Genomic DNA, 22,510 nt, shown 5'->3' on the forward strand with positions numbered 1-22,510 from the left:
CCTCCTGTGTCGCCCGGCGAGAGACGATACCCGCATGATTGAACTCGAGGTGCTTCAGGCCGATGTGACCAAACTCGACGTGGACGCGGTCACCAACGCGGCCAACACCGAGCTCCGGCACCGCGGCGGGGTGGCCGCCGCCATCGCCCGAGCCGGCGGCGACGAACTGCAACGGGAGTCGCGACAGAAGGCGCCGATCAGGCTCGGTGAGGCGGTCGAAACCACCGCTGGCGACATGCCGGCCCGCTACGTCATCCACGCCGCGACGATGGAGCTCGGCGGGCCCACCTCCGGGGAGATCATCGAGCGCGCCACCGGCTCCGCGCTGGCCAAGGCCGACGAACTCGGCTGCCGCTCTTTGGCTTTGGTGGCCTTCGGGACCGGCGTCGGCGGGTTCCCGCTCGAGGAGGCCGCGCGGCTGATGGTCGGTGTTGCGCGTCGCCACGAGCCGCAGAGCCTGCAGCGCGTCGTGTTCGCCGTCCACGGTGACGCCGCCGAACAGGCGTTTGCGGCCGAAGTGGAACGGGGCTAAACCACGTCGCTGCTCAATGTGCGGCGCAACAGATGCATGGCGACGGTGGTCGACCGTTCGCGTACATCCGCGCGGTCCCCCGGCAGCTGCAAGGTGCGCGTCACGATGCGGCCGTCGTGCATCTTGAGGCTGAAACAGACTGTTCCCACCGGCTTTTCGGCGGTACCGCCGCCGGGGCCCGCGATACCGGTGATCGCGACGGCGGTGTCAGCCCCGAAGCGGCGCAATGCGCCGTCGGCCATGGCTTCTGCGACCGGTTCCGACACCGCCCCGTGGGTTTCGATTAGTGTGGGGTCGACGCCGAGAAGTTCCGACTTGGCTTGGTTGGAGTAGGACACCACTCCCCCGGCGATGTAGGCCGATGAGCCGGCCCGATCGGTGAGGCGAGCCGCCAGCAGTCCGGCCGTGCACGATTCCGCGGTGGCCAGCCAACGCCCGGCCAGCAGGTCGGCGACTTGCTCGTCCACGGTGGAGCCGTCTTCGGAGAAGATCTCGTGGCCGTGGCGTTGCCGCAGCAGCGTCATCAGGTCCGCGTACGCGCCGGCCGCACCAGGTTCATAGCGCGTCACGATTTCGATCTCGCCGCGACGCAGGCAGGTGGTGATCTCGAGCCGGTCAAAACCGTCGACGCGCTGCTCGGCTTCGCGCAGTGTTTCGGCCAGCCCGGATTCCGGCAGCCCGAACATGCGGACCATTTCCTGGCGGTAGGCGGTGCGTGCCGCGATCGCCTCCTGCACGGCGGGTGTCTGTACCGCGGCCCGCCACATCGGCTGCAGTTCGCGCGGCGGGCCGGGTAGCACCACGACCGTCGGCTTACCGGGAACCACCACACCGGGTGCGGTGCCGACCGGGTCCAGCACGTGGGCACCATCGGGGATCAGAGCCTGTTTGCGGTTGGCCGCGTGCAGCGCCTCGGCGTTCACGTCCGGAAAGCGCGCCATCAGCCGCGCCACGATGTCGGCGACCATCGCCTCGACGCGGCTGTCCAGTTTGAGGTCGCGGCCGCAGAACCGGGCCACGGTTGCGACGGTCATGTCGTCGGCGGTCGGGCCGAGGCCGCCGCTCGTCACGATCAGGTCCACTCCTTCGGCGGCCAGGAACCGCAACTGGGCCTCGATGTCGCCGGGCCGGTCACCGCAGATCGTGATGTGCGCCAGCTCGACGCCGAGCTCGAGGAGACGGTCGGCGATCCAGGGGCCGTTGCGGTCCTGGATGCGGCCGGTGAGGACCTCGGTCCCGGTGACGACGATGCCCGCGCGTGCGCTCACGAGCTACGAGACTACGCACAACGGCGTCGGAGCAGCAGCCCGGTAATGTCATTACCCATGACGGCGCCGAAGTCGCTTCGCGAACTGTTCGATCAGCTCGGGTTGACCGAGGTCCCGTCGTCGGACGACACCGTCGTGATGGAGATGCCCGTCGATGAGCGCACCGTCAACACCGCGGGCGGGTTGCAGGGCGGGCTGATCGCCACGATGGCCGATGTCACCGCAGGCCAACTCGCGTCGCGGGCCACCCCGTTCGGGCTCGCCATCGCCACCACGGACCTGTTCATCCGCTATCTGCGGCCCATCAAGGTCGGCCCGGCCCGCGCCGTGGCGCGCATCCTGCGCACCGGCAAGCGTTCGGTGGTGGTGCAGGTCGACATCTACCGCGGCAACGACGAGCAGGTCTGCGCCACCGCGACGGTCAACTTCGCCGCCGTCGACTGAGCGCCGGGGGTCGGTCAGCCCGTCGGCAGCGCCTTGTGCGGCACGTCGGCGACCAGGCCGCCGTCCATGACGAACTCGGCCCCGGTGGCGAACGATGATTCGTCACTGGCGAGGAACAGCACGAACGTCGCCACCTCGTCGACGGTGCCGGGCCTGCCCAACGGCGCCTGCACCATGTCCTCGGGCAGGTGTTTGGTCATCGGGGTCCGGATGAAGCCGGGGTGGATCGAGTTGACGCGGATCTTGTTGTGCGCCAGTTCGAGTGCCGCCGACTTGGTCAGGCCGCGCACCGCCCACTTGGAGGCGACATAGCTGTGCACCCAGGCGGCGCCGCGCATACCCTCGATGGACGAGACGTTGATGATGGAACCGCCGCCCGCGTTGGTCATCGGATCGATCACGGCCTTGATGCCGAGCATGGTGCCGGTCAGGTTGACGTCGAGCACGTCCTGCCACTTCTTCACGTCCAGCGTCTTCAGCGGGCCCAGCGCCACGATGCCGGCGTTGTTGACCAGCACGTTGAGCGTGCCGAAGTCCTGGGTCGCGGTCGCGACCGCAGCCTGCCACTGGTCGTAGTCGGTGACGTCGAGATGCACGTAGCGTGCCGCCCCGCCGAGTTCGTCGGCCAGCGCCTTGCCCTCGCCGTCGAGGATGTCACCGATGACCACCTTGGCGCCCTCGGCCACGAGCATCCGGGCGTGCGCGGCGCCCATACCTCGGGCGCCGCCGCTGATAAGTGCAACTTTTCCGTCCACGCGTCCCATGAGGGGTCAGGCTACAGGGCACACGTGCTACAAGTAGAACCTGTTCCAGTTCGGCGAAGGGAAGCAGGATGGCCATCCGCGTCGCGCTCATCGGTACCGGCAACTGCGGCAGCCTCGCGCTGAGGCAACTCGTCGACGATCCGCGCTTCGACCTCACCGGCGTCTGGGTGTCTTCGGACGCCAAGGTCGGCAAGGACGCCGGGCAATTGGCCGGGTTGAACGTCACCACCGGGGTCACCGCAGTCAACGACCTCAACGCGATCATCGCCGCACAACCGCAGGCCATCGTGTACTGCGCGATGGGCGACACCCGGCTTCCCCAGGCCATGGCCGACATCCGCCAGATCCTGTCCGCGGGCATCGATGTGGTCGGTTCGGCGCCCGGGGTGCTGCAGTACCCGTGGCAGGTGATTCCGGACAAGTACATCGAACGCATCGAAGACGCTGCACGCCAGGGCGATTCAAGTGTATTCATGACCGGCGTCGATCCCGGGTTCGCGACCGACCTGCTGCCGTTCGCGCTGGCGGGCACCTGCCAGCGCATCGAGCAGATCCGCACCATGGAGATCGCCGACTACGCCAGCTACGACGGCGCGACGGTGATGTTCGAGGTGATGGGCTTCGGCAACCAGATCGGCGACTTCCCGCTGTTGTTTCAGCCCGGGGTGCTCAGCATCGCCTGGGGCACCGCGATCCGGCAGCTCGCCGCCGGGCTCGGGGTCGAGGTCGACGAGATCAAGGACTCCGTCGAACAGGAACCGGCGCCCGAGGACTTCGACGTCGCCGTCGGCACCATCAAGAAGGGCGCCGTGGCCGCGCTGCGCTTCCAGATCGAAGGCATGGTCAAAGGCAAACCGGTGATCGTCGTCGAACACATCACCCGATTGCGACCAGACCTGCGCCCGGACTGGGCGCAGTCGGCCCAGCCCGGCGGTTCCTACCGCGTGGAGATCGTCGGCGAGCCGTCCTACACCATGGACATCTGCCCGACGAGCCGCAACGGCGACCACAACTATGCGGCGATCCTCGCTGCGGCCGGACGCATCGTCAACGCCATCCCGGACGTGCTCGCCGCGCCGCCCGGCATCCGGACCACCTTGGACATGCCGCTCGTGACCGGTAAGGGCCTGCTGCGCCCTTAAGTAGTCTGGAGCGCAACATGAGCGCCCACCCGGTGGCACCCGACCCGATCGCGGAAATCGCCGCGAGCCCGCCCGGCCCGCACGTCGGCGCGTTCTTCGACCTGGACGGCACGCTCGTCGACGGTTTCACCGCGACCGCGCACGCCGCCGACCGCATCAGGCGCAGACAGGCGCGTATCGGCGAGGTGCTCGGCGTCGTGGAGGCCTCGCTGCGATATCGCTTCGGGCGCATGCAGTTCGAGCGCCTGCTCACCCGAGCCGCCGGATACCTGCGCGGCGAATCGCTGGCCGAACTCGACGTGCTCGGCGAGCGGCTGTTCGTCGAACGCGTCCTCTCGCGGGTGTTTCCCGTCATGCACGAGATCGTGGTCGCGCACCAGCAGCGTGGGCACACGGTCGTACTGAGCAGTTCGGCGCTGACCATCCACGCCGAACCCGTCGCCCGCTACCTCGGCATCGACCACGTACTGTGCAACCGCTTCGAGCTCGACGACGCCGGTCTGCTCACCGGGCGCATCGCCAAACCCGTCATCTGGGGGCGGCGGAAATCCACTGCGGTGCAGGGCTTCTGCGAGTCAAACCGGATCGACCTCAAGCACAGCTACTTCTACGCCGACGGAGACGAGGACGCTGCGCTGATGGTGCTGGTCGGCCACCCCCGGCCGGTCAACCCGCGCCCGCGGCTGTCCGCGATCGCCGCCGAGCACGGCTGGCCGGTGCTGCGCGTGGCCGGATCGCCGCGACGGCGCCGGTCGCTACGCCGGCTCGTCGGCTATGACTGACCCGGCGCCCCTTTGCCGCCGAGTGTGGGGTCGAAACACGCTCGACGCGACCGCGGCGTGCGGGTAACCCACGTTCGCCGGATTCGAGGCGCGGTTGACGCAGCCACTACGCTAAACTAGAACACGTTTCAGTTCGCGACAGCGTCCTATCGAGGAGCCGGCATGCACACCCCCATCTGCGACGAACTCAATATCGAGTTCCCGATCTTTGCCTTCACCCACTGCCGCGATGTCGTCGTCGCCGTGAGCAAGGCCGGCGGGTTCGGCGTGCTCGGTGCGGTCGGGTTCACGCCCGAGCAGCTCGAGATCGAGTTGAAGTGGATCGACGAGAACATCGGCGACCACCCCTATGGCGTAGACATCGTCATCCCGAACAAGTACGAGGGCATGGACGCCAGCGACCTCGACCCCGACGTGCTCAAGAAGACGCTGAACGACCTTGTGCCCCAAGAACACATCGATTTCGCCAAGAAGATCCTCGCCGACCACGGCGTGCCGGTCGAGCACAGCGACGACGATGCGCTGCAGCTGCTGGGCTGGACTGAGGCGACCGCCACCCCGCAGGTCGAGGTGGCACTGCAGCACCCCAAGTGCACGCTGATCGCCAACGCGCTGGGCACCCCGCCCGCCGACATGATCAAGCACATCCACGAGTCCGGCCGCAAGGTCGCCGCGCTGTGCGGTTCGCCGTCGCAGGCCCGCAAGCACGCCGACGCCGGCGTGGACATCATCATCGCCCAGGGCGGTGAGGCCGGCGGCCATTGCGGCGAGATCGGCTCGATCGTGCTTTGGCCCCAGGTCGTCAAGGAGGTCGCGCCGGTGCCGGTGCTGGCCGCAGGCGGAATTGGCAGCGGTCAGCAGATCGCGGCGGCGCTCGCCATGGGCGCGCAGGGCGCATGGACCGGCTCGCAGTGGGTCATGGTCGAGGAGTCCGAGCACACCCCGGTGCAGCACGCCGCCTACGCCAAGGCCACCAGCCGCGACACCGTGCGCAGCCGCTCGTTCACCGGCAAGCCCGCGCGGATGCTGCGCAACGAGTGGACCGAGGCGTGGGAGAACCCAGACAACCCGAAGCCGCTGGGAATGCCGCTGCAGTACATGGTCTCGGGCATGGCGGTCGCCGCCACCCACAAGTATCCCAACGAGAGTGTCGATGTGGCGTTCAACCCGATCGGTCAGGTCGTCGGGCAGTTCAGCAAGGTGGAGAGGTCCGCAGCGGTGATCGAGCGCTGGGTTCAGGAGTACCTGGAAGCCACCAACACGCTCAACGAGATCAACGAGGCCGCTTCCGTCTAATTCGCGGCTCGGCCGCGGCTGTCTAATTCGCGGCTCGGCCGCGGCTGTCTAATTCGCGGCTCGGCCGCGGGTCTGGTGCGCTGCGCCGCCGTTATGTATGGTGTCATACATAACGGCGGACGGAGGGTCGGTCGCACATGGTCAGCCATCGAGAGCGGATGGTCGTCTCCGCTGCCTTGTTGATCCGCGAACGCGGCGCGCATCCGACCGCCATCGCCGACGTGCTCGCACACAGCGGCGCCCCGCGCGGTTCGGCGTACCATTACTTCCCCGGCGGCCGCACCCAACTGCTCTGTGAGGCCATCGATTTCGCCGGCGACCATATTGCTGCGCGAATTCAAAAAAGCCGCAGCGGAATCGAGATACTCGACCGGGTTGTCAGCGACTATCGCAAAGAACTCCTCCGCACCGACTACCGGGCGGGTTGCCCCGTCGTCGCCGTCAGCGTCGAGGCCGGCGAACCTGCCAAGCAGGAGCAAACCGCCCCCGTGATCGAGCGCGCCGCCGCAGCTTTCGGTCGCTGGACCGACCTCATCGCAGCACAGCTGATCGCCGACGGGGTGCCGAAGAAGCACGCCGACGAGCTCGCCATGCTGGTCACCACCGCCATCGAGGGGGCGATCGTGGTGGCGCGGGCTTCCCGCGACGTCAAGCCGCTGGATCTTGTTCACGGCCAACTGCGGACGCTGCTGAAGGCGTCGATGCCGGAAAGGAAACCCGAAGATGACCGGTGACTGGCAGCCGACAGCCTGCATCCTCTGCGAATGCAACTGCGGCATCGTGGTCCAAGTCGACGGCCGCAACCTGACGAAGATCCGGGGCGACAAGGCGCATCCGGCCTCACGGGGCTACACGTGCAACAAGGCGCTGCGGCTGGACCACTATCAGAACAACCGCGGCCGACTGACCTCGCCGCTGCGGCGACGGCCCGACGGTGAGTATGAGGAGATCGACTGGGACACCGCGGTTTCTGAGATCGTCGACGGCTTCAAGGACATTGCGGCCAGCTACGGCGGCGACAAGATCTTCTACTACGGCGGCGGCGGCCAGGGCAACCACCTCGGCGGCGCCTACAGCGGCGCGTTTCTCAAAGCGCTTGGCTCGCGGTACCGGTCGAATGCGCTGGCGCAGGAGAAGACCGGCGAGGCCTGGATCGACGCACAGCTTTACGGCGGCCACACCCGCGGCGAGTTCGAACTTGCCGAGGTCGCAGTGTTCGTCGGCAAGAACCCGTGGATGTCGCAGAGTTTCCCGCGCGCACGCGTGGTGCTGAACGACATCGCAAAGGACCCCGACCGCTCGATGATCGTCATCGACCCGGTGCTCACCGACACCGCGAAGATGGCGGACTTCCACCTGCGGGTCCGGCCGGGGACCGACGCCTGGTGTTTGGCTGCGATCGCCGCCGTGCTCGTGCAGGAAGACCTCTGCGACGAAACATTTCTGGCCGCCCACGTCACCGGCACCGAGCCGGTGCGTGCGGCGTTGCGCGACGTCTCAGTCGTCGACTACGCACAGCGGTGCGGCGTGGACGATGAACTGATCCGAGTCGCGGCGCGGCGGATCGGCAGCGCAGGCAGCGTCGCGGTGTTTGAAGACCTCGGTGTGCAGCAGTCCCCCAACAGCACGTTGTGCTCCTACTTGAACAAGCTGTTGTGGATTCTGACTGGGAACTTCGCCAAACGCGGTGGACAACACCTGCATTCGACGTTCGTTCCGCTGCTGCGGCACGAGCCGGAGATCGGTCGGACCCCGGTCACCGGCGCGCCGGTCATCGGTGGTCTGGTGCCGGGCAACGTGGTGCCCGCAGAAATTCTGACCGACCACCCCGACCGGTTCCGGGGGATGATCGTCGAGAGCAGCAACCCGGCGCACTCGCTGGCGAATTCCGCGGCGTGCCGCGACGCGTTCCGGTCGCTGGACCTGCTGGTGGTCATCGACGTCGCGATGACCGAAACGGCCCGGCTCGCCCATTACGTGTTGCCGGCAGCCACCCAGTTCGAGAAGGCCGAGGCGACGTTCTTCAACCTGGAGTTCCCACACAACACATTTCACCTGCGTCATCCGCTGATGGATCCGTTGCCCGGCACCTTGCCCGAGGCCGAGATCTGGGCGCGGTTCGTGCGTCGGCTCGACGTGGTCGACGAGGCCGACCTGGCGCCGCTGCGAGTGGCGGCCAAACAGGGCCGCGCAGCGTTCACAGAAGCCTTCCTGAACGCGGTCGGGTCCTCGCCGATGGTGGGCAAGGTGCTCCCCTTTGTGCTGTACGAGACGCTGGGTCCCACGCTGCCCGAAGAGCTGCGGAGCGCGGCGGCGTTATGGGGGCTGGCGCAGAAAGTGGCACTGACCTATCCCGATGCGGTCCGCCGCGCCGGGTACGCCGGCGGTAACGCGTTGTTCGACGCAATCCTGGCGAGCCCGTCGGGGCTGACGTTCACCGTGCACGACTACGGCGACGACTTCGAGCTGATCAGCCACCGCGACCGCAAGATCGCCATGCACATACCCGAGATGCTCGACGAGATCCGTGCCCTCGCCGCGCCGGTGCCCCCGCTGACCAGCCAGGAGTTCCCGATCGTGCTGTCGGCGGGCGAGCGTCGCGCCTACACCGCCAACGACATCCTGCGCGACCCGTCCTGGCGCAAACGTGACCGCGACGGTGCGCTGCGGGTCAGCGTCGAAGACGCCGAGGCGCTGGGGCTGAGCGACGGTGGCCGCGCCCGCATCACCACCGTCGCAGGCGCCGCCGAGGCGAGTGTCGAGATCAGCGAGGCCATGCTGCCCGGGCACGCGTCGCTGCCCAATGGTTACGGCCTCGACTTCGAAAACGATGTCGCCGGTGTCGCGCTGAACGCGCTGACCTCCTCCGAATGGCGTGACGCCTACTCCGCGACGCCGTGGCACAAACATGTGCCGGCACGCATTGAGGCGCTTCCGGGACAGCGACCATGACCGTGAGCACGCTTTCTCGGATCGACTACGAGGACACGTTCTTCGTCGACGTCGCATCGCCGCAGGCGCGCACGGCCGAACAATGGATGCGGGTGATCCTCGAAGGCGCGCCGGCGGCGGTGCGGCGGCAGTTGCTTTCGGGCTGGAAATCGCTGGGGCTCAAGGCAGTCCCGCACAGCTCCGAGCGGTCGATACTCGGCTGGCAGATCAGGGACAGCACAGCCGATTTCGTATTGCTCGGCCGGAAATCACGGATCGGTATGCCCGGTGAGCTGTTGTTGCGGCGCACCGAGCACGGCTTGTTGTTCGCGACCTTTGTGCAATTCGGAAACCCGATCGTCCGGCTGCTGTGGGCGGCCGTGAAACCGACGCATGTGCGCACGGTGACTTCGCTGCTGGAGGACGCCAGCCGTCGCTAACCGCTCAGGGTGCAGGCGCAGGTGCAGCGGGTGGCGGCGGTGCGGTGCCAGGCGGCGGGTTCGGATGCGCGGACAAGCCGGGAGGCGGGGTGGCGTTCGGGTCGAGCGGACGCTGCGTCAGCAGCAGCAGGGCGTCCTCGCCGCTGACCTCCTGAGTCCGCACGGCATGCCACAGCTCACGCAGGTAGGTCAACCCTCGGCTCTGCGATCTGTCGGTCGGCGCCATCGTGGTGTTGGGCGGCAGGTTCTGCGGGCTCGGCAGGTGCGGCGTACCTTCCACCGGCGCAGCGGCCTCCGCGACAACTCCATCGCCAGGCGGGGTGTGTGGTGCAGGTGCCGGCGTGGTCGGCGCGGGCGCAGCGAGCGCGGGCTGTGCAGACGGGACGGGCACCGTCTGCGCGGCAACCGGTGCGGGCGGCGGCGGGGCGGGCGGCGTGGGCGAGACGGGCGCGGCCAGCGCCGATGGCGCTCCGATGAGCAGCGCCGAGAGCAGGCCGAGCCCTGCGGTGACCCCGAGTGCCTTCGCGTCGATGTCCAACCTCACGCATGCCCCCTTCCGGTTACTCCACAGGTGGCGTCACTGGATGAATATGCCGGGCCGCCAGAATTGTTACACCTGTGCCCCTAGTGACCAAGAAGTCAATTAGCGACGCCGTCGGAACACGTTTCACTTCCGAAATTCCTCAACACGGCTCAACAGGCTCAACTGTGGTGTAGCAATGCGATAGGCGCACTAGATCCCGTCATGTGAGGAATGCATCCATGCCGACCCCGAATCTCCCGCCCGGCTTCGATTTCACCGATCCCGACATCTACGCCGAGCGACTGCCGGTCGAGGAACTCGCCGAGATGCGCAGGCTCGCACCGATCTGGTGGAACGAGCAGCCGATCGGAACGGGCGGCTTCGACGACGGCGGCTTCTGGGTGGTCACCAAGCACAAGGACGTCAAGGAGGTGTCGCTGCGCAGCGACGTCTTCTCCAGCCTGGCCAAGACCGCGCTGCCGCGCTACCGCGACGGCACGGTCGGCGAGCAGGTCGAGCGGGGCAAATACGTCCTGCTCAACATGGACGCACCGCACCACACCCATCTGCGCAAGATCATCTCGCGGGCCTTCACCCCACGGGCCGTCGAGCGGCTGCGCGAGGAACTCGGCCAGCGCGCACAGGCGATCGCCAAGGCCGCCGCAGCCGAAGGCACCGGCGACTTCGTCGAGCAGGTGTCCGCCGAACTGCCGCTGCAGGCCATCGCGGGCCTGATGGGGGTGCCGCAGGAAGAGCGGATGAAGCTGTTCCACTGGTCCAACCAGATGGTTGGCGACCAGGACCCAGAGTTCGCCGACAACGACGCGCTTACCGCGTCGGCGGAGCTGATCATGTACGGGATGAAGCTCGCCGCCGAGCGCGCCGACCAGCCCGGCGAAGACCTCGTCACCAAGCTCGTGCAGGCCGACGTCGAAGGGCACAAGCTCTCCGACGACGAACTCGGCTTCTTCGTCATTTTGCTCGCCGTCGCGGGCAACGAGACGACGCGCAACTCCATCACCCAGGGCATGATGGCGTTCACCGACTTCCCCGATCAGTGGGAGTTGTTCAAGAAGGAACGCCCGGGCACCGCCGCCGACGAAATCGTCCGGTGGGCCACCCCGGTCACCTCGTTTCAGCGCACCGCGCTAAAGGACACCGAGCTGTCCGGCGTGCAGATCAAGAAGGGCCAGCGGGTCGTCATGTTCTACCGCTCGGCCAACTTCGACGAGGACGTGTTCGACGATCCGTTCACGTTCGATATTCTGCGAGATCCCAACCCGCACGTGGGATTTGGCGGCACCGGCGCGCACTACTGCATCGGCGCCAACCTGGCCCGCATGACGATCGACCTGATGTTCAACGCCATCGCCGACCACATCCCCGACCTGGCTCCGCTGGCCAAGCCCGAACGGCTACGGTCGGGCTGGCTCAACGGCATCAAACACTGGCAGGTGGACTACTCCGGCGCACGCCCGTAGTCGATGATCGAACGCCAGTACTCCTCGGGGATCTCGGCGTTCGCGCGCAAGACCATCGCCAGGCCGGTCGCCATCGCGATCCCGAGCAGGGCCAGCCACAACCCGAACAGCCCGATGACCGCCCACAGCACCGCGGTCACCGTCGGCCACGGTGACAGCACCGCGAGCACCGGGGCGAAAAAGAAGCCGGCGCCGATGTAGGCCGCCGACCCCGCGCGGTCGGAGACCAACACGAAGCGCAGCCACCGTGGAATCGGCTGCTGGTTGTTCATGCCCTCACCGTGCACCCCGCAGGTAAGCGTCGCAATTACCTGACAGGTAGTGGTCGCGGCCGTAGTGGTGGGCGACACTGAACCCGTGAGCACACTCGACGCGTCGGCTCCGGCGTTCGGCGCCCTCATGCGCGACTGGCGCCAACGCCGCCGCTTGTCGCAACTCGACCTGGCAATCGAGGCCGCCGTCTCGGCGCGCCACGTCAGCTTCATCGAAACCGGACGGTCGGCGCCGAGCCGGGCAATGGTGCTGCGCCTCGCCCAGGTGCTCGACGTGCCCCTGCGCGAACAGAACCAGCTGCTGCTGGCCGCCGGGCTGGCGCCGGTGTACGGCGAACGCTCCCTCGACGATCCGGACATGGCCGCGGTGCGGGACGGGGTCGATCGGGTTCTTGGCGCCTACAACCCTTTTCCGTGCGTGGTGGTGGACCGGGGTTGGCAGATCGTGCGCGCCAACGCCGGCACCGGCGTGCTGCTGGAGGGCGTCGCATCCCACCTCCTCGAACGGCCGAACGCGCTTCGCCTGGCTCTGCATCCCGACGGATTGGCGCCGCGGATCCGCAACCTCGCGCAGTGGCGCCACCACCTCATCGCCCGGTTGCGCCGCGAAGCGGCTGTCAGCGGCTCGGCCGACCTGTCGGCGCTTTTGGCCGAGATCGAAGACTATCCAGGAGGTTTCGACGAAACCCTCGACCTCGGCGGTGTCGCCGTACCCCTTGAGCTCTGCACACCGGACGGTCGACTGCTGACCTTCCTCAGCATGGTCACCACGTTCGGCACCGCGCTCGACGTCACCGCCGCAGAGCTTTCCATCGAGGCGTTCCTCCCTGCCGACGACGACACCGCTGCCGCTCTGCGGTGAAACACACACCGATGACCGCCAACGGCAATAGAGTCTGGCCCCATGGACAACCGACTTGTTGCGACGGCCGCAGTCGCCCTGATCGCCGGCGCGGCTGGATGTGCGGCGCAGCCGGCGGCGTTGGGCAGCACGACCGCGAAGGTGATCATCAACGGCGAGAGCACCGGCCAGCCCCATCCCGTGAGCTGTTCACAGTCGGGATGGGCGTGGACCATCGAAACTCCCGGCGAGGACAAGGGGTTCACGGCCAGCATCGACACCGGGGATCAGGTCACCGTCCAGTCGGTGGAGTTCCGCGACATCGGCGGCTTCACGGGCACCTTCTGGAACGGCAGCATCGGTGAAGCCGAGGTGACCAGCGAGCGCGGCACTTTCATCATCGACGGGTCGGCCGACGGTGCGTTCACTGACAACCCGAGCAACGCCGTCACCGCGCAGTTCCGCATCGAGGCCGACTGCTGAGCCCGGCGATGCATCCTTTCCGCCGCGCGATCGAAGCTAAAGACCTGGACTCTGCCCTCGCGCTGACCCACGATGACGTGGTGTTCAAGAGCCCGGTCGTGTTCGCCCCGTACGTCGGGCGGGAACCGCTGCGGCAGATCCTGGCGGCCGTGGTGGAGGTGTTCGAGGATTTTCGTTATGTCCGTGAAATCGGTGCCGACGACGGCCCCGATCATGCGCTGGTGTTCGAGGCCAGGGTCGGTGACAAGCGTCTGGAGGGTTGTGACTTCATCCGGCGCGATGACGCCGGCGTGATCACCGAGCTCACCGTCATGGTGCGGCCCATGTCGGCGATGCTGGCGCTGGCCGAGGCAATGAAGGCCCGGCTCAGCGCGACCTGACAACTGGTCAGACCACTTGACCTCTGGCCGGTGCGCTGGCAGGGTGGCAGCATGGCCCTGCAACCGGTGAACCGACGCTCCGTGCCCGAAGACGTCTTCGAGCAGATCGTCGCCGAGGTGCTCAGCGGCCAGATGCAGCCCGGGGAAACGCTGCCCAGTGAACGCCGGTTGGCCGAGGTGCTCGGGGTGTCGCGGCCCGCCGTGCGTGAAGCGCTCAAGCGGCTCACCGCCGCCGGTCTGGTCGAGGTGCGACAGGGCGACGCCACCACCGTGCGCGACTTCCGCAGGCACGCCGGGCTGGACCTGCTGCCCCGGCTGCTCATCCGCTCGGGCGAACTGGATGTGGCGGTGGTGCGCAGCATCCTGGAGACGCGGCTGCACAACGGGCCGAAGGTGGCTGAGCTGGCGGCCGAGCGACGCGGTCCGGAGCTGGCGGGGCTGCTGGACGACGTATTGCGCGATCTGGGCGCCGAACCCGACCCGGTCGAACAGCAGCGCCATGCGCTGACCTTCTGGGATCGCGTCGTCGACGGCGCCGATTCGATCGCGTTCCGCCTGATGTACAACACGCTGCGCGCCACCTACGAACCCGCGTTGCCTGCCCTGGCCGCGGTGATGGCCGACGAGGTCGGCCGCCCGCAGGCCTATCGCGCGGTGGCCGACGCGATCGAGGCGGGTGAGCCGGAGCGCGCCAGACAGGCCGCACACGAGCTTCTCGAACCCGCGACCACCGCCCTGCTGGCCGCACTGGAGAACCTGGAGGAACAGCGATGAGCGCCACGCGTGCCGCCCGTAAGACGTTCACCTTGGCCGATGCGCGCCGCGAGTTCTGGAAGCACCCGTCCCCGTGGATGATCGGCGCGTTGCTGGGTGTCGCGTTTGTGGCGCGGATCGCCATCGGCGACTTTGCGCCCACCGACGCGGTCGTGCCGTTGGTGATGGTGGCGTTGTTCCCGTTCCTCGAGTGGACCGTGCACGTGTTCATCCTGCACTGGCGGCCAAAGAAATTCGGTCAGTTCACCTTCGATCCGCTCCTTGCCCGCGAGCACCGGGCTCACCACCGGGACCCGCGCACCGTCGCGTTGATCTTCATCCCGTGGAAGGCGCTGCTGTGGGTGCTTCCGCTCACGCTCGGCGTCGCGCTGCTGGCCTTCCCGCGGTTGGGCATGGGCCTGACTTTCCTGGTGTGCATCGCAGCGTTCGGTCTGGCCTATGAGTGGACGCACTACCTGATCCACACCGACTACAAGCCCAAAACACGTCTATACCGCGCGATTTGGCGCAACCACCGCCAGCACCACTTCAAGAACGAGCGCTACTGGTTCACCGTGACCAGTTCGGGCACCGCCGACCGGGTGCTCGGGACGTATCCCGACCCGGCCACGGTGGAGAACTCACCTACGGTGAAAAACCTTCATGCCGAACAGGTATCGGTGGCGGGTAGGCAAGGCTCTTAGGCTCGGACGATGATCGGATCGCCGATGCGAACGGTGTCGAAGTACCAGGCCGCGTTCGATGGGCTGAGGTTGATGCAGCCGTGGCTGACGTTGGCGTAGCCCTGTGAACCCACCGACCACGGCGCCGAATGCACGTAGACACCGCCCCAGGTGACGCGAACGCCGTACTCGCCCTTGATCAGATAGCCTTCGGGATCGTCGAGCGGAATACCGATCGTGCGCGAGTCGAACGTGAGCCGGCGCTGCTTCTCGAGTGCGGTGAACGTGCCGGTTGGCGTCGGGAACTTGGGTTTGCCCATCGACGCGGGCATCTCGCGTGCCACCTCACCGTCGATGCTGACCGTGAACGTGTGGGCGCTGATGTCAGCAACGCTGACGACTTTCGCGCCGGTTTGAAAGTTGGCCTTCGCGCCACCCGCGGTTATCGCGATGGTCGAGTGGGCCGGCCAGAACGTCGTCGGGGTGAACTCCACCACCCGGTCGCTGAGCCATGTGAACGTGCCGGCGGGCGGTTCCGGGGATGCGATGTCGATGCCGCGCTCGGCGGCGGCCCGGTCAGCGACGGCGCCCGCGAAGGTGACCGTCACCGGATGCGCCACGCCGACCGTCTGACCTGCCGGTTGAATGCCGACGACGTGGGTGGATGTGGTCACGGCCGCAGGGCTGACCGCGACGGACCCGATCGTTGTGAGCGCGGCAACACCTGCCGTGACCACGACCAACCGCAGGGCCCGACGTAGGGTCCGCAACCCGTGCGTTTCGTCGTTCAGCACACTGCCATCCTAAGTTCTCTCGCCCGATTACACCGGCAACCGCACGTCGACCAGCGCCCATGTCGGCTGGCTCCATACTTGCGGTCTACCCGGTTCATCGATCTAATTGCCCAAATCGTTTCAGGGCAAACTCGAGTCAAACTCGGCAGCAGTCGACCAGGCTAAGGGTCCGCCGGCGGGACGCACGTTCGTCGCCCATCCGGTCGGTTTGGCCCGCTACTGCGATCCGGCACGTGAGTTCGCCCACTTCGGAATCATCGGCGCGATGGCAGTTTTGGCCGGAGTCGTGGTCTTCGCGTTGGCGCCGTGGACCGGCAGGCAGATGATGCCGGGCGTGCACTCAGCCGCTACGAGCACAGAATCTCCTGCAGCAGCGCGGGTTCGATGTTGCCGCCGGACAGCACCATCACCGTGCGCCCGGGTGGCGTTGAGCCCTGCCGGTAGGCCGCCAACGCAACCGCACCGCTGGGCTCGCTGACCAGCCGTGCGCGCAGCGCCAGTTCGCGTACCGCGGACCGGATTTCACCCTCGGTCACCGTGACGACGCCGTCCAACACAGCCTGCAGGTGGGCGAAGGTCAGCTCAGACGGTTGAGAGCGAAGGCCGTCGGCGATGGTGCGGTTGCGGTCCTCGATCGGCCAGTCGACGCGGTGACCGACACGCAACGCCGCAGCGGTGTCGGACGCCAACGCCGGTTCCACCCCGAACACCCGCGCGTTCGGACACAGCGCCTTGATCGCCGTGCCGATCCCCGATGCCAGACCGCCGCCGCTGACCGGCACCAAAACGTTGTCGACGGTGGGCATGTCCTCGGCGATCTCCATGCCGATGGTGCCTTGTCCGGCGATGATGTCGGGGTGGTCGAACGGCGGCACCAGCACCCCGCCGGTCTGCTCGACCACGTCGGCGGCCACGCGCTCGCGCTGCCCGGCGTCGCACAGCACCACCTCGGCACCGTGGTTGCGGGTAGCGGCCACTTTGACCTGCGGGGTCTCGCGCGGCATGACGATATGCGCGGGGATCCCGAACACCGCCGCGGCGTACGCGACCGCCTGCGCATGGTTTCCGCTGGAGTACGCGACCACTCCCCTGGTGCGCACGGACTCGTCGAGACGACCGATCGCGTTGAACGCGCCGCGCACCTTGAATGCGCCGATCGATTGCAGACTTTCGGGTTTGACCCACAGCGGCCGGTCTTCGTCGCCCGCCCACACCGCCGCAAGCAGCGGGGTGCGCACAATGAAGGCGCGGACCCTGGTGGCCGCCTCTTCGATGTCGTCGACCGTCACGAGCCGCACGCGTTCAGTCTGACGCATGACGGCAGCGATATGGTGGCGCCGTGACGGCTGATGGATCTGCTTGACCGCCTACGCCTCGACGTTCCGGTCGCCCAAGCGGGGATGGGCGGCGGGCTGGCCGGCCCTGAACTGGCAGCTGCGGTCGCTGCGGCCGGCGGATTGGGCACCCTGGGGCTGACCGCGCCCGACCGGCTCACCGACGCCGTGAGGTACGTGCGGGAGGCCGCGCCCGGCCGCGCGGTCGCGGTGAACCTGCTGATGCCCTTCGTCCGTCGCAGCCATGTCCAGGTGTGCGTGGAATCGGGCGTCGACGTCGCGGTGATGGCGTTTCGAATCGACCGGGCGATGATCTCGCAGCTCCGCGACGGCGGGTTGTTCGTGTTCGTCATGGTCGGCACCGAACCGCAGGCCCGCCAGGCCATCGCCTGGGGCGCCGACGGGTTGATCGCGCAGGGACGCGAAGCCGGCGGCCACCTCACCGGCGACACCGAGGCGTTGAGCTTTCTGCCGGCGGCATTGCGCGTCGCCGACGGCCGGCCGGTTCTGCTGGCCGGGGGGATCGCGTCGGCGCAGGACACCCGCGCGGCGCTGGCGGCTGGTGCGGGCGGCGTGGTGGCGGGCACCCGGTTTCTGCTGACCCGAGAGTCCCGCGCCCATCACCGGTATCAGCAGCGGATCCTGGCCGCGGACAAGACGTTTCGGACCACCCTGTTCGGGCTCGGCTGGCCCGCACCGCACCGCGTGGTAGCCAACGCCGCCACCCGACGCTGGTGTGACGACGACGGACGCGCACGGCTGGCGCCGCGGTTGCTCAACGCGTTCAGCGCCCCGCTGGCCCGGCTTCCCGACCGCGCGGCGGCATCGGTGGGCGGCCTGCAGAAGCCGATCATGCCGCTGTTCTCCCCCGTCGCCCCGACGGTGGACATGCCGGACTCCGCGGTCGACCGTACGGCGCTCTACGCCGGCCAAACCGTGCTGCGGATCGACTCGGTGATGTCGGCACGCGAGGCTGTCGCGATGCTCGCGCCGCGAGGACAATGAAGACCATGAACGGAGTGCTGTTCTTCGACGGCCGATGCGGCATGTGCACCAGGGCGCGAAACCTTCTGCTGAAGTTCGACCGCACCGGTGAGCTGACGACCGAACCGCTGCAGGGGGAAGGCGCCGCGCAACGCCTCGGCATTGCGGAATCACAGCTGCTGGAGTCGGTGCGCTGGCTCGATGCATCCGGCGCGGTCTGCGGGGGCGCCGAAGCGGTGAACGCCGCCCTGTCTTGCGCGCTGGGTTCGCGCCTACCGCTGCGGCTTTACCACCTGCCCGGCGTCGGCGCGGTCCAGGAAGCGGTGTACCGCTGGGTCGCCGATCACCGGCACCGCTTTCCCGGCACCACCCCGTACTGCCAATCGCATCCGGTTTCCTGCTGAACCTGTCCGCTCAGCGCGGCGCGAGGAAGACGTCGGTCCATGCCGGGTTGTCGTCGCGGTGATCACCGGTGTTGCGGCACTCGCCGTAAAGCCGCAGCACAGCGACGCCCTCGTCCTGGCGGTGCAGCACCGCCAGGACGCCGTCCTTGGTGAGCTTGTGCCCGAAGTGCTCGGCCGTCGTCGGCGCCTGCGCCCAACCGTGTGCGGCCATCGTCGCGGCGACGTCGTCCAGATAGTGCCAATTGCCTTGTGGTAGCGGAAAATTGAGGTGAAAGACCGCCTGATACGGCGGCTCGTCGACGTTCTTGCACGACATGTACGCATAGCCGCCCGCCGGCCGCTGCAGCTGCGCTGCGGCGACGACCTGGCGCGCCGCGTCGAGGACCTGGGCCGCAGCCTGCTCGTCGGTGAGAGGTTCGGCGCGTTGGTGCGGCGCCTGCATGGCGGGTTCGTTGACCACCACGAACCCCACCCCAAGAAGCAGGCACAGCATCAGAGCGGCCCACAGCAGCGCCGTAGACTGCCGCGACCGTAACCAGTCACCCCGGTCGGGCATGGCCCGTCCCGGCGATGCCGCTGATCAATCGGTCACACACGGCCTCCATATCGCTGCGCGCCTGGTGGCGATCGGCCGCCCGCGAGACGAACAGCGCGGCCTCGTCGAGGGCACCCAGCAGCACATGAGCCGTCGAACGCAACGGCTGCTGCGGGATCGCGCCCTGTTCGACGGCGGCCGCAAGCATGGCTTCGATGACGCCGAGCCCGTATTTGACACCCACGGCGCGCCACCGCTCCCAGCCGAGCACGGCGGGCGCGTCGATCAGCACGATCTGCTGCACATCGGGCGCCGAACACCCGTCCAAAAAGAACCGGGCGCCGATCCGCATCGCCGCCACCGGATCACCGGGCTGCGCAGAGCTGATCTGGCGTCCGATATCGGCGACGAGTTCCCGCTCCACATCTTCGTAGACCGCGGCGAACAACTCGGTCTTATCGGCGAACTGGTGGTAGAGGGCGCCGCGCGTGACACCGGCCGCGTCGACGATCGCCTGCGTGGAAACCTCCGAAAATCCCTTGTCGGCGAACAATTTCCGGCCGGCACCGATCAGCTGCGCCCTGGTGGCCGCCGACCGCTCGGCCTGGCTGCGCCGCACCGGAGGCACAGAAGCATTCCCGTCGTTGACTTTCATACAGTCTGCACGTAACTTCCATACTAGTTGTTTGTAAGTTCTGATCGAAAGGATAGCGAAGATGCCGCAGATAGCGCTGGAGCAGGCCAGGGTCGGTTACCGCGTGTTGGGTCCACAGGACTCGCGGCATCCGCCGGTGGTGTTCGTCCACGGCATCCTCGCCGACAGCCGACTGTGGGACCGGGTCGCCGACGGTCTGGCTGCCCGCGGATACCGCTGTTATCTGCCGGACTGGCCGCTGGGCGCGCACACCATCCCGGTCGAGCCGTCGGCGCAGCTCACGCCGGCGGGGCTCGCGGCGATGATCCGAGACTTCATTGTCGCGCTCGGCCTTTCCGACGTGACGTTGGTCGGCAACGACACCGGGGGCGCCCTGTGTCAACTCGTCGTCGACGCGTATCCCGAACACATCGGCCGGTTGGTGCTGACCAACTGCGATGCGTTCGACAAGTTTCCGCCGTTCCCGTTCAACTTCGTGTTCGGCATGTTGCGCGGACAGGTCTCGATCAAGCTGCTGTTCGAAGCGTTGAGGTGGCGGCCGTTGCGCCACTCCCCGCTCGGCTACGGCCTGCTGTTGCGCCCCGAACCGCACCTGACGGCGTCCTGGGTGCAACCGGCCCGCAGCCACGCGCGCATCCGCCGCGACCTGGCCACCCTGTTGCGCGCGGTGGCCAAGACGGATCTGGTCGAGGTGGCCGCTCGGCTGCCGCAGTTCACCAAGCCCGTCACCGTGGTGTGGGGGCTTCGCGACCGTTCGTTCACGCCTGCGCTGGGCCGGCGATTGGCCGGCCAGTTCCCCCACTCGACCCTGGTCGAGGTGCCCGACGCGCGGACGTTCGTGTCGCTGGACGCGCCCGATGCCGTGGTCGACGCGATCGCCGGTGTGCGCGCCGCCCGGGCTTAACCGCTCGCGCGTTGGGTACTCCCCCGCCAGCCACCAACGGGTAGGGAGGGCGTGATGGGCAGTCAGGTGGAGACCGGCACGATCACAACGCAGGTTCCGTCCCGGTTGGACCGACTGTCCTGGTCGGGTTTTCACTGGCGCGTAGTCCTCGGGCTGGGCGGGGTGTGGATCCTCGACGGGCTCGAAGTCACCATGGTGGGCAACGTCGCATCCCGGCTGACTGAAGAAGGTAGCGGCATCGAGCTCACTGCCGGTCAAATCGGTATCGCCGCAGCCATTTACATCACGGGGGCATGTCTAGGAGCGCTGTTCTTCGGTCAGATGACCGACCGGTTCGGCCGCAAGAAGCTCTTCATCCTCACGCTCGTGGTGTATCTGACCGCAACGGTGGCAACGGCTTTCGCGTTCGCGCCCTGGTACTTCTATCTAACCCGGTTTTTCACCGGCGCGGGTATCGGCGGCGAATACGCCGCAATCAACTCCGCGATCGACGAACTGATTCCGGCGCGCGTGCGGGGCCGTGTTGATCTGGTCATCAACGGCTCGTACTGGCTGGGTGCGGCCGGCGGCGCCGCGGGCGCACTGCTGCTGTTGGACACCTCGATCTTCCCCGCCGACATCGGTTGGCGGGTCGCGTTCGGTCTCGGCGCCGTCTTCGGTCTGATCGTGCTGGTGGTGCGCCGCAACGTACCCGAAAGCCCCCGTTGGCTTTTCATCCACGGCCGCGAGGATGAAGCCGAACGGATCGTCGGCGAGATCGAACGCGGTGTAGAACGCGAGACCGAGCAGCCGCTAGAGGAAGCCGAGGGCTCGATCACCGTGCGTCAGCGCAAGACGATCTCGTTCCGGGAGATCGCCAAGGTCGCCTTCACGTTGTATCCGCGACGGGCTTTCCTGTGTCTGGCCCTGTTCATCGGGCAGGCGTTCATCTACAACGCGTTCACGTTCAACCTCGGCACCATTTTGAGCACGTTCTACGGTGTGGCGTCCGGGCTGGTCCCGCTGTTCTTCATCGTGTGGGCGTTGAGCAACTTCGGCGGGCCCGTGGTGCTCGGGCGGTTGTTCGACACCATCGGGCGAAAACCCATGATCTCCTTCGCCTACATCGGGTCGGCGGCCGTCGCGGCGGTGCTCGCGGGAATCTTTTTGGCCGAAGCCGGTGGCGCCTGGGTGTTCATCGCGGTGCTCGCGTTCTGCTTCTTTCTGGCGTCCTCGGGTGCCAGCGCGGCTTATCTCACGGTCAGCGAGATCTTCCCGATGGAAACCCGCGCGATGGCGATCGCCTTCTTCTACGCGGTCGGCACCGCGATCGGCGGCATCAGCGGACCCTTGCTGTTCGGTCAGCTGATCGGTTCCGGGGACCGCGGCCTGGTGGCGATCGGATTTCTGATCGGTGCCGCGGTGATGGCGAGCGCCGGAGTCGTCGAACTGTTCTTGGGTGTGAAGGCCGAGGGGCAGGACCTCGAGTCGCTGGCAGCGCCGTTGACCACCGCAGACGCGGAGTCGAAGCCCGACGAGGATCCCGACCGGAAGGCGCGCGCGGAGCGCATCGCCGCACGCGCTGAACGTGAACGGGCCAGCCTGGCGACAGCGCGGCGCTACCGTCCCGGTCCGGCTCCGGGATGGACCGGCGCCTGGCGCGAGCCGCCCACCCCGGGGGTTCCGGAGACCGCCCTGGACCACGAGATCGAAACGATCGCCCGCGCGGTGCGCGAACACGGGCCGATGACGTTGCGTGAACTGCACAGGGCTGTCGGCGCGCGCTACTGGGGTCCCGGCGAGTTCCGTAAGGCCATGCGGGAAGCGTTGGTCGAGAACCGAATCGCCCGCCAGCGTCGCGGTCTGATCGTCGCGCAGGAGAGCGAGGCAGCGCCCAGGTGACTGC

26 protein-coding genes are annotated in these 22,510 nt (G+C 67.6%); 18 read left to right on the forward strand and 8 right to left on the reverse strand.

The annotated features are described in order from the left end of the window. The first annotated feature begins 34 nt into the window (after positions 1 to 34). Positions 35 to 532: a macro domain-containing protein gene (locus ABQF13_RS16735; RefSeq protein WP_448393892.1), complete on the forward strand. Its 498-nt coding sequence runs from the start codon at positions 35 to 37 to the stop codon at positions 530 to 532. Here the strand turns inward: ABQF13_RS16735 and ABQF13_RS16740 are convergent. Beyond that, the gene (locus tag ABQF13_RS16740; protein WP_448393893.1) at positions 529 to 1,800 is read right to left on the reverse strand and encodes a competence/damage-inducible protein A; all 1,272 of its coding nucleotides are present in this window, start codon (positions 1,798 to 1,800) and stop codon (positions 529 to 531) included. The two genes, ABQF13_RS16735 and ABQF13_RS16740, sit on opposite strands and share 4 nt — an antisense overlap. A 57-nt stretch (positions 1,801 to 1,857) precedes the next feature. Between ABQF13_RS16740 and ABQF13_RS16745 the strand changes: the two genes are divergently transcribed. Continuing rightward, the gene (locus ABQF13_RS16745; protein ID WP_448393894.1) at positions 1,858 to 2,244 is read left to right on the forward strand and encodes a PaaI family thioesterase; all 387 of its coding nucleotides are present in this window, start codon (positions 1,858 to 1,860) and stop codon (positions 2,242 to 2,244) included. 14 nt (positions 2,245 to 2,258) lie between these two features. Here the strand turns inward: ABQF13_RS16745 and ABQF13_RS16750 are convergent, their stop codons facing one another. Further along, the gene (locus ABQF13_RS16750; protein WP_448393895.1) at positions 2,259 to 3,008 is read right to left on the reverse strand and encodes a glucose 1-dehydrogenase; all 750 of its coding nucleotides are present in this window, start codon (positions 3,006 to 3,008) and stop codon (positions 2,259 to 2,261) included. 68 nt (positions 3,009 to 3,076) lie between these two features. On the opposite strand from ABQF13_RS16750, the gene ABQF13_RS16755 reads away from it, so the two are divergent. The 6 genes from ABQF13_RS16755 (at position 3,077) to ABQF13_RS16780 (ending at position 9,599) form a co-directional block, all read left to right on the forward strand. Next, on the forward strand, positions 3,077 to 4,150 hold the full coding sequence (locus ABQF13_RS16755; protein ID WP_448393896.1) for an NAD(P)H-dependent amine dehydrogenase family protein: 1,074 nt from the start codon (positions 3,077 to 3,079) through the stop codon (positions 4,148 to 4,150). A gap of 17 nt (positions 4,151 to 4,167) precedes the next feature. Beyond that, positions 4,168 to 4,932: an HAD family hydrolase gene (locus ABQF13_RS16760; protein WP_448393897.1), complete on the forward strand. Its 765-nt coding sequence runs from the start codon at positions 4,168 to 4,170 to the stop codon at positions 4,930 to 4,932. 162 nt (positions 4,933 to 5,094) lie between these two features. Then, positions 5,095 to 6,228, forward strand: coding sequence for a nitronate monooxygenase (locus tag ABQF13_RS16765; RefSeq protein WP_448393898.1), 1,134 nt, complete (start codon positions 5,095 to 5,097; stop codon positions 6,226 to 6,228). 137 nt (positions 6,229 to 6,365) lie between these two features. Beyond that, positions 6,366 to 6,962 carry a TetR/AcrR family transcriptional regulator gene (locus ABQF13_RS16770; protein ID WP_448393899.1) on the forward strand — a complete coding sequence of 199 codons (597 nt, stop codon included), beginning with the start codon at positions 6,366 to 6,368 and terminating at the stop codon, positions 6,960 to 6,962. Continuing rightward, complete coding sequence (locus ABQF13_RS16775) at positions 6,952 to 9,180, forward strand: molybdopterin-dependent oxidoreductase (RefSeq protein WP_448393900.1); 2,229 nt, start codon at positions 6,952 to 6,954, stop codon at positions 9,178 to 9,180. The genes ABQF13_RS16770 and ABQF13_RS16775 overlap by 11 nt, the downstream gene beginning before the upstream one ends. Positions 9,181 to 9,182: 2 nt before the next feature. Beyond that, complete coding sequence (locus ABQF13_RS16780; protein ID WP_448393901.1) at positions 9,183 to 9,599, forward strand: hypothetical protein; 417 nt, start codon at positions 9,183 to 9,185, stop codon at positions 9,597 to 9,599. A gap of 4 nt (positions 9,600 to 9,603) precedes the next feature. Here the strand turns inward: ABQF13_RS16780 and ABQF13_RS16785 are convergent, their stop codons facing one another. Further along, positions 9,604 to 10,143, reverse strand: coding sequence for a hypothetical protein (locus ABQF13_RS16785; RefSeq protein ID WP_448393902.1), 540 nt, complete (start codon positions 10,141 to 10,143; stop codon positions 9,604 to 9,606). A gap of 218 nt (positions 10,144 to 10,361) precedes the next feature. Between ABQF13_RS16785 and ABQF13_RS16790 the strand changes: the two genes are divergently transcribed. Continuing rightward, positions 10,362 to 11,603, forward strand: a complete 1,242-nt coding sequence (locus ABQF13_RS16790) for a cytochrome P450 (protein ID WP_448393903.1) — start codon at positions 10,362 to 10,364, stop codon at positions 11,601 to 11,603. Here the strand turns inward: ABQF13_RS16790 and ABQF13_RS16795 are convergent. Further along, entirely contained in the window at positions 11,582 to 11,875 is a 294-nt protein-coding gene (locus ABQF13_RS16795; protein ID WP_448393904.1) for a hypothetical protein, read from the reverse strand. The genes ABQF13_RS16790 and ABQF13_RS16795 overlap by 22 nt on opposite strands. Before the next feature lie 85 nt (positions 11,876 to 11,960). Here ABQF13_RS16795 and ABQF13_RS16800 point away from each other — a divergent pair, with 85 nt between their 5' ends. From ABQF13_RS16800 to ABQF13_RS16820, 5 genes are read left to right on the forward strand one after another with little or no spacing between them, the layout of a single operon-like run. Next, on the forward strand, positions 11,961 to 12,737 hold the full coding sequence (locus ABQF13_RS16800) for a helix-turn-helix domain-containing protein (protein ID WP_448393905.1): 777 nt from the start codon (positions 11,961 to 11,963) through the stop codon (positions 12,735 to 12,737). Positions 12,738 to 12,779: 42 nt separating this feature from the next. Next, a complete protein-coding gene (locus ABQF13_RS16805) occupies positions 12,780 to 13,199 on the forward strand; it encodes a lipoprotein LpqH (RefSeq protein ID WP_448393906.1) in 420 nt (139 codons plus the stop codon). An 8-nt stretch (positions 13,200 to 13,207) separates the two neighbouring features. After that, on the forward strand, positions 13,208 to 13,579 hold the full coding sequence (locus ABQF13_RS16810; protein WP_448393907.1) for a nuclear transport factor 2 family protein: 372 nt from the start codon (positions 13,208 to 13,210) through the stop codon (positions 13,577 to 13,579). A 51-nt stretch (positions 13,580 to 13,630) separates the two neighbouring features. Continuing rightward, the gene (locus ABQF13_RS16815) at positions 13,631 to 14,353 is read left to right on the forward strand and encodes a FadR/GntR family transcriptional regulator (RefSeq protein WP_448393908.1); all 723 of its coding nucleotides are present in this window, start codon (positions 13,631 to 13,633) and stop codon (positions 14,351 to 14,353) included. Then, positions 14,350 to 15,036, forward strand: coding sequence for a sterol desaturase family protein (locus ABQF13_RS16820; RefSeq protein WP_448393909.1), 687 nt, complete (start codon positions 14,350 to 14,352; stop codon positions 15,034 to 15,036). The genes ABQF13_RS16815 and ABQF13_RS16820 overlap by 4 nt, the downstream gene beginning before the upstream one ends. Here ABQF13_RS16820 and ABQF13_RS16825 read toward each other — a convergent pair. Beyond that, on the reverse strand, positions 15,033 to 15,809 hold the full coding sequence (locus ABQF13_RS16825) for a L,D-transpeptidase (RefSeq protein WP_448393910.1): 777 nt from the start codon (positions 15,807 to 15,809) through the stop codon (positions 15,033 to 15,035). The genes ABQF13_RS16820 and ABQF13_RS16825 overlap by 4 nt on opposite strands. 347 nt (positions 15,810 to 16,156) lie before the next feature. Next, positions 16,157 to 17,107 carry a threonine ammonia-lyase gene (locus ABQF13_RS16830; RefSeq protein ID WP_448393911.1) on the reverse strand — a complete coding sequence of 317 codons (951 nt, stop codon included), beginning with the start codon at positions 17,105 to 17,107 and terminating at the stop codon, positions 16,157 to 16,159. A 51-nt stretch (positions 17,108 to 17,158) separates the two neighbouring features. Here ABQF13_RS16830 and ABQF13_RS16835 point away from each other — a divergent pair, with 51 nt between their 5' ends. After that, complete coding sequence (locus tag ABQF13_RS16835; protein WP_448393912.1) at positions 17,159 to 18,148, forward strand: NAD(P)H-dependent flavin oxidoreductase; 990 nt, start codon at positions 17,159 to 17,161, stop codon at positions 18,146 to 18,148. A gap of 5 nt (positions 18,149 to 18,153) precedes the next feature. Further along, the gene (locus ABQF13_RS16840) at positions 18,154 to 18,531 is read left to right on the forward strand and encodes a thiol-disulfide oxidoreductase DCC family protein (protein WP_448393913.1); all 378 of its coding nucleotides are present in this window, start codon (positions 18,154 to 18,156) and stop codon (positions 18,529 to 18,531) included. Positions 18,532 to 18,541: 10 nt separating this feature from the next. Here ABQF13_RS16840 and ABQF13_RS16845 read toward each other — a convergent pair whose 3' ends face one another. Beyond that, positions 18,542 to 19,087, reverse strand: coding sequence for a lipoprotein LppJ family protein (locus tag ABQF13_RS16845; protein ID WP_448393914.1), 546 nt, complete (start codon positions 19,085 to 19,087; stop codon positions 18,542 to 18,544). Beyond that, complete coding sequence (locus tag ABQF13_RS16850) at positions 19,071 to 19,721, reverse strand: TetR/AcrR family transcriptional regulator (protein ID WP_448393915.1); 651 nt, start codon at positions 19,719 to 19,721, stop codon at positions 19,071 to 19,073. The genes ABQF13_RS16845 and ABQF13_RS16850 overlap by 17 nt, the downstream gene beginning before the upstream one ends. 61 nt (positions 19,722 to 19,782) lie before the next feature. Between ABQF13_RS16850 and ABQF13_RS16855 the strand changes: the two genes are divergently transcribed. Both ABQF13_RS16855 and ABQF13_RS16860 read left to right on the forward strand, forming a co-directional pair. Continuing rightward, positions 19,783 to 20,625: an alpha/beta fold hydrolase gene (locus tag ABQF13_RS16855; protein ID WP_448393916.1), complete on the forward strand. Its 843-nt coding sequence runs from the start codon at positions 19,783 to 19,785 to the stop codon at positions 20,623 to 20,625. Positions 20,626 to 20,679: 54 nt separating this feature from the next. Beyond that, a complete protein-coding gene (locus ABQF13_RS16860; RefSeq protein WP_448393917.1) occupies positions 20,680 to 22,506 on the forward strand; it encodes an MFS transporter in 1,827 nt (608 codons plus the stop codon). Positions 22,507 to 22,510 lie beyond the last annotated feature (4 nt).

Source organism: Mycolicibacterium sp. XJ879 (assembly GCF_053483935.1).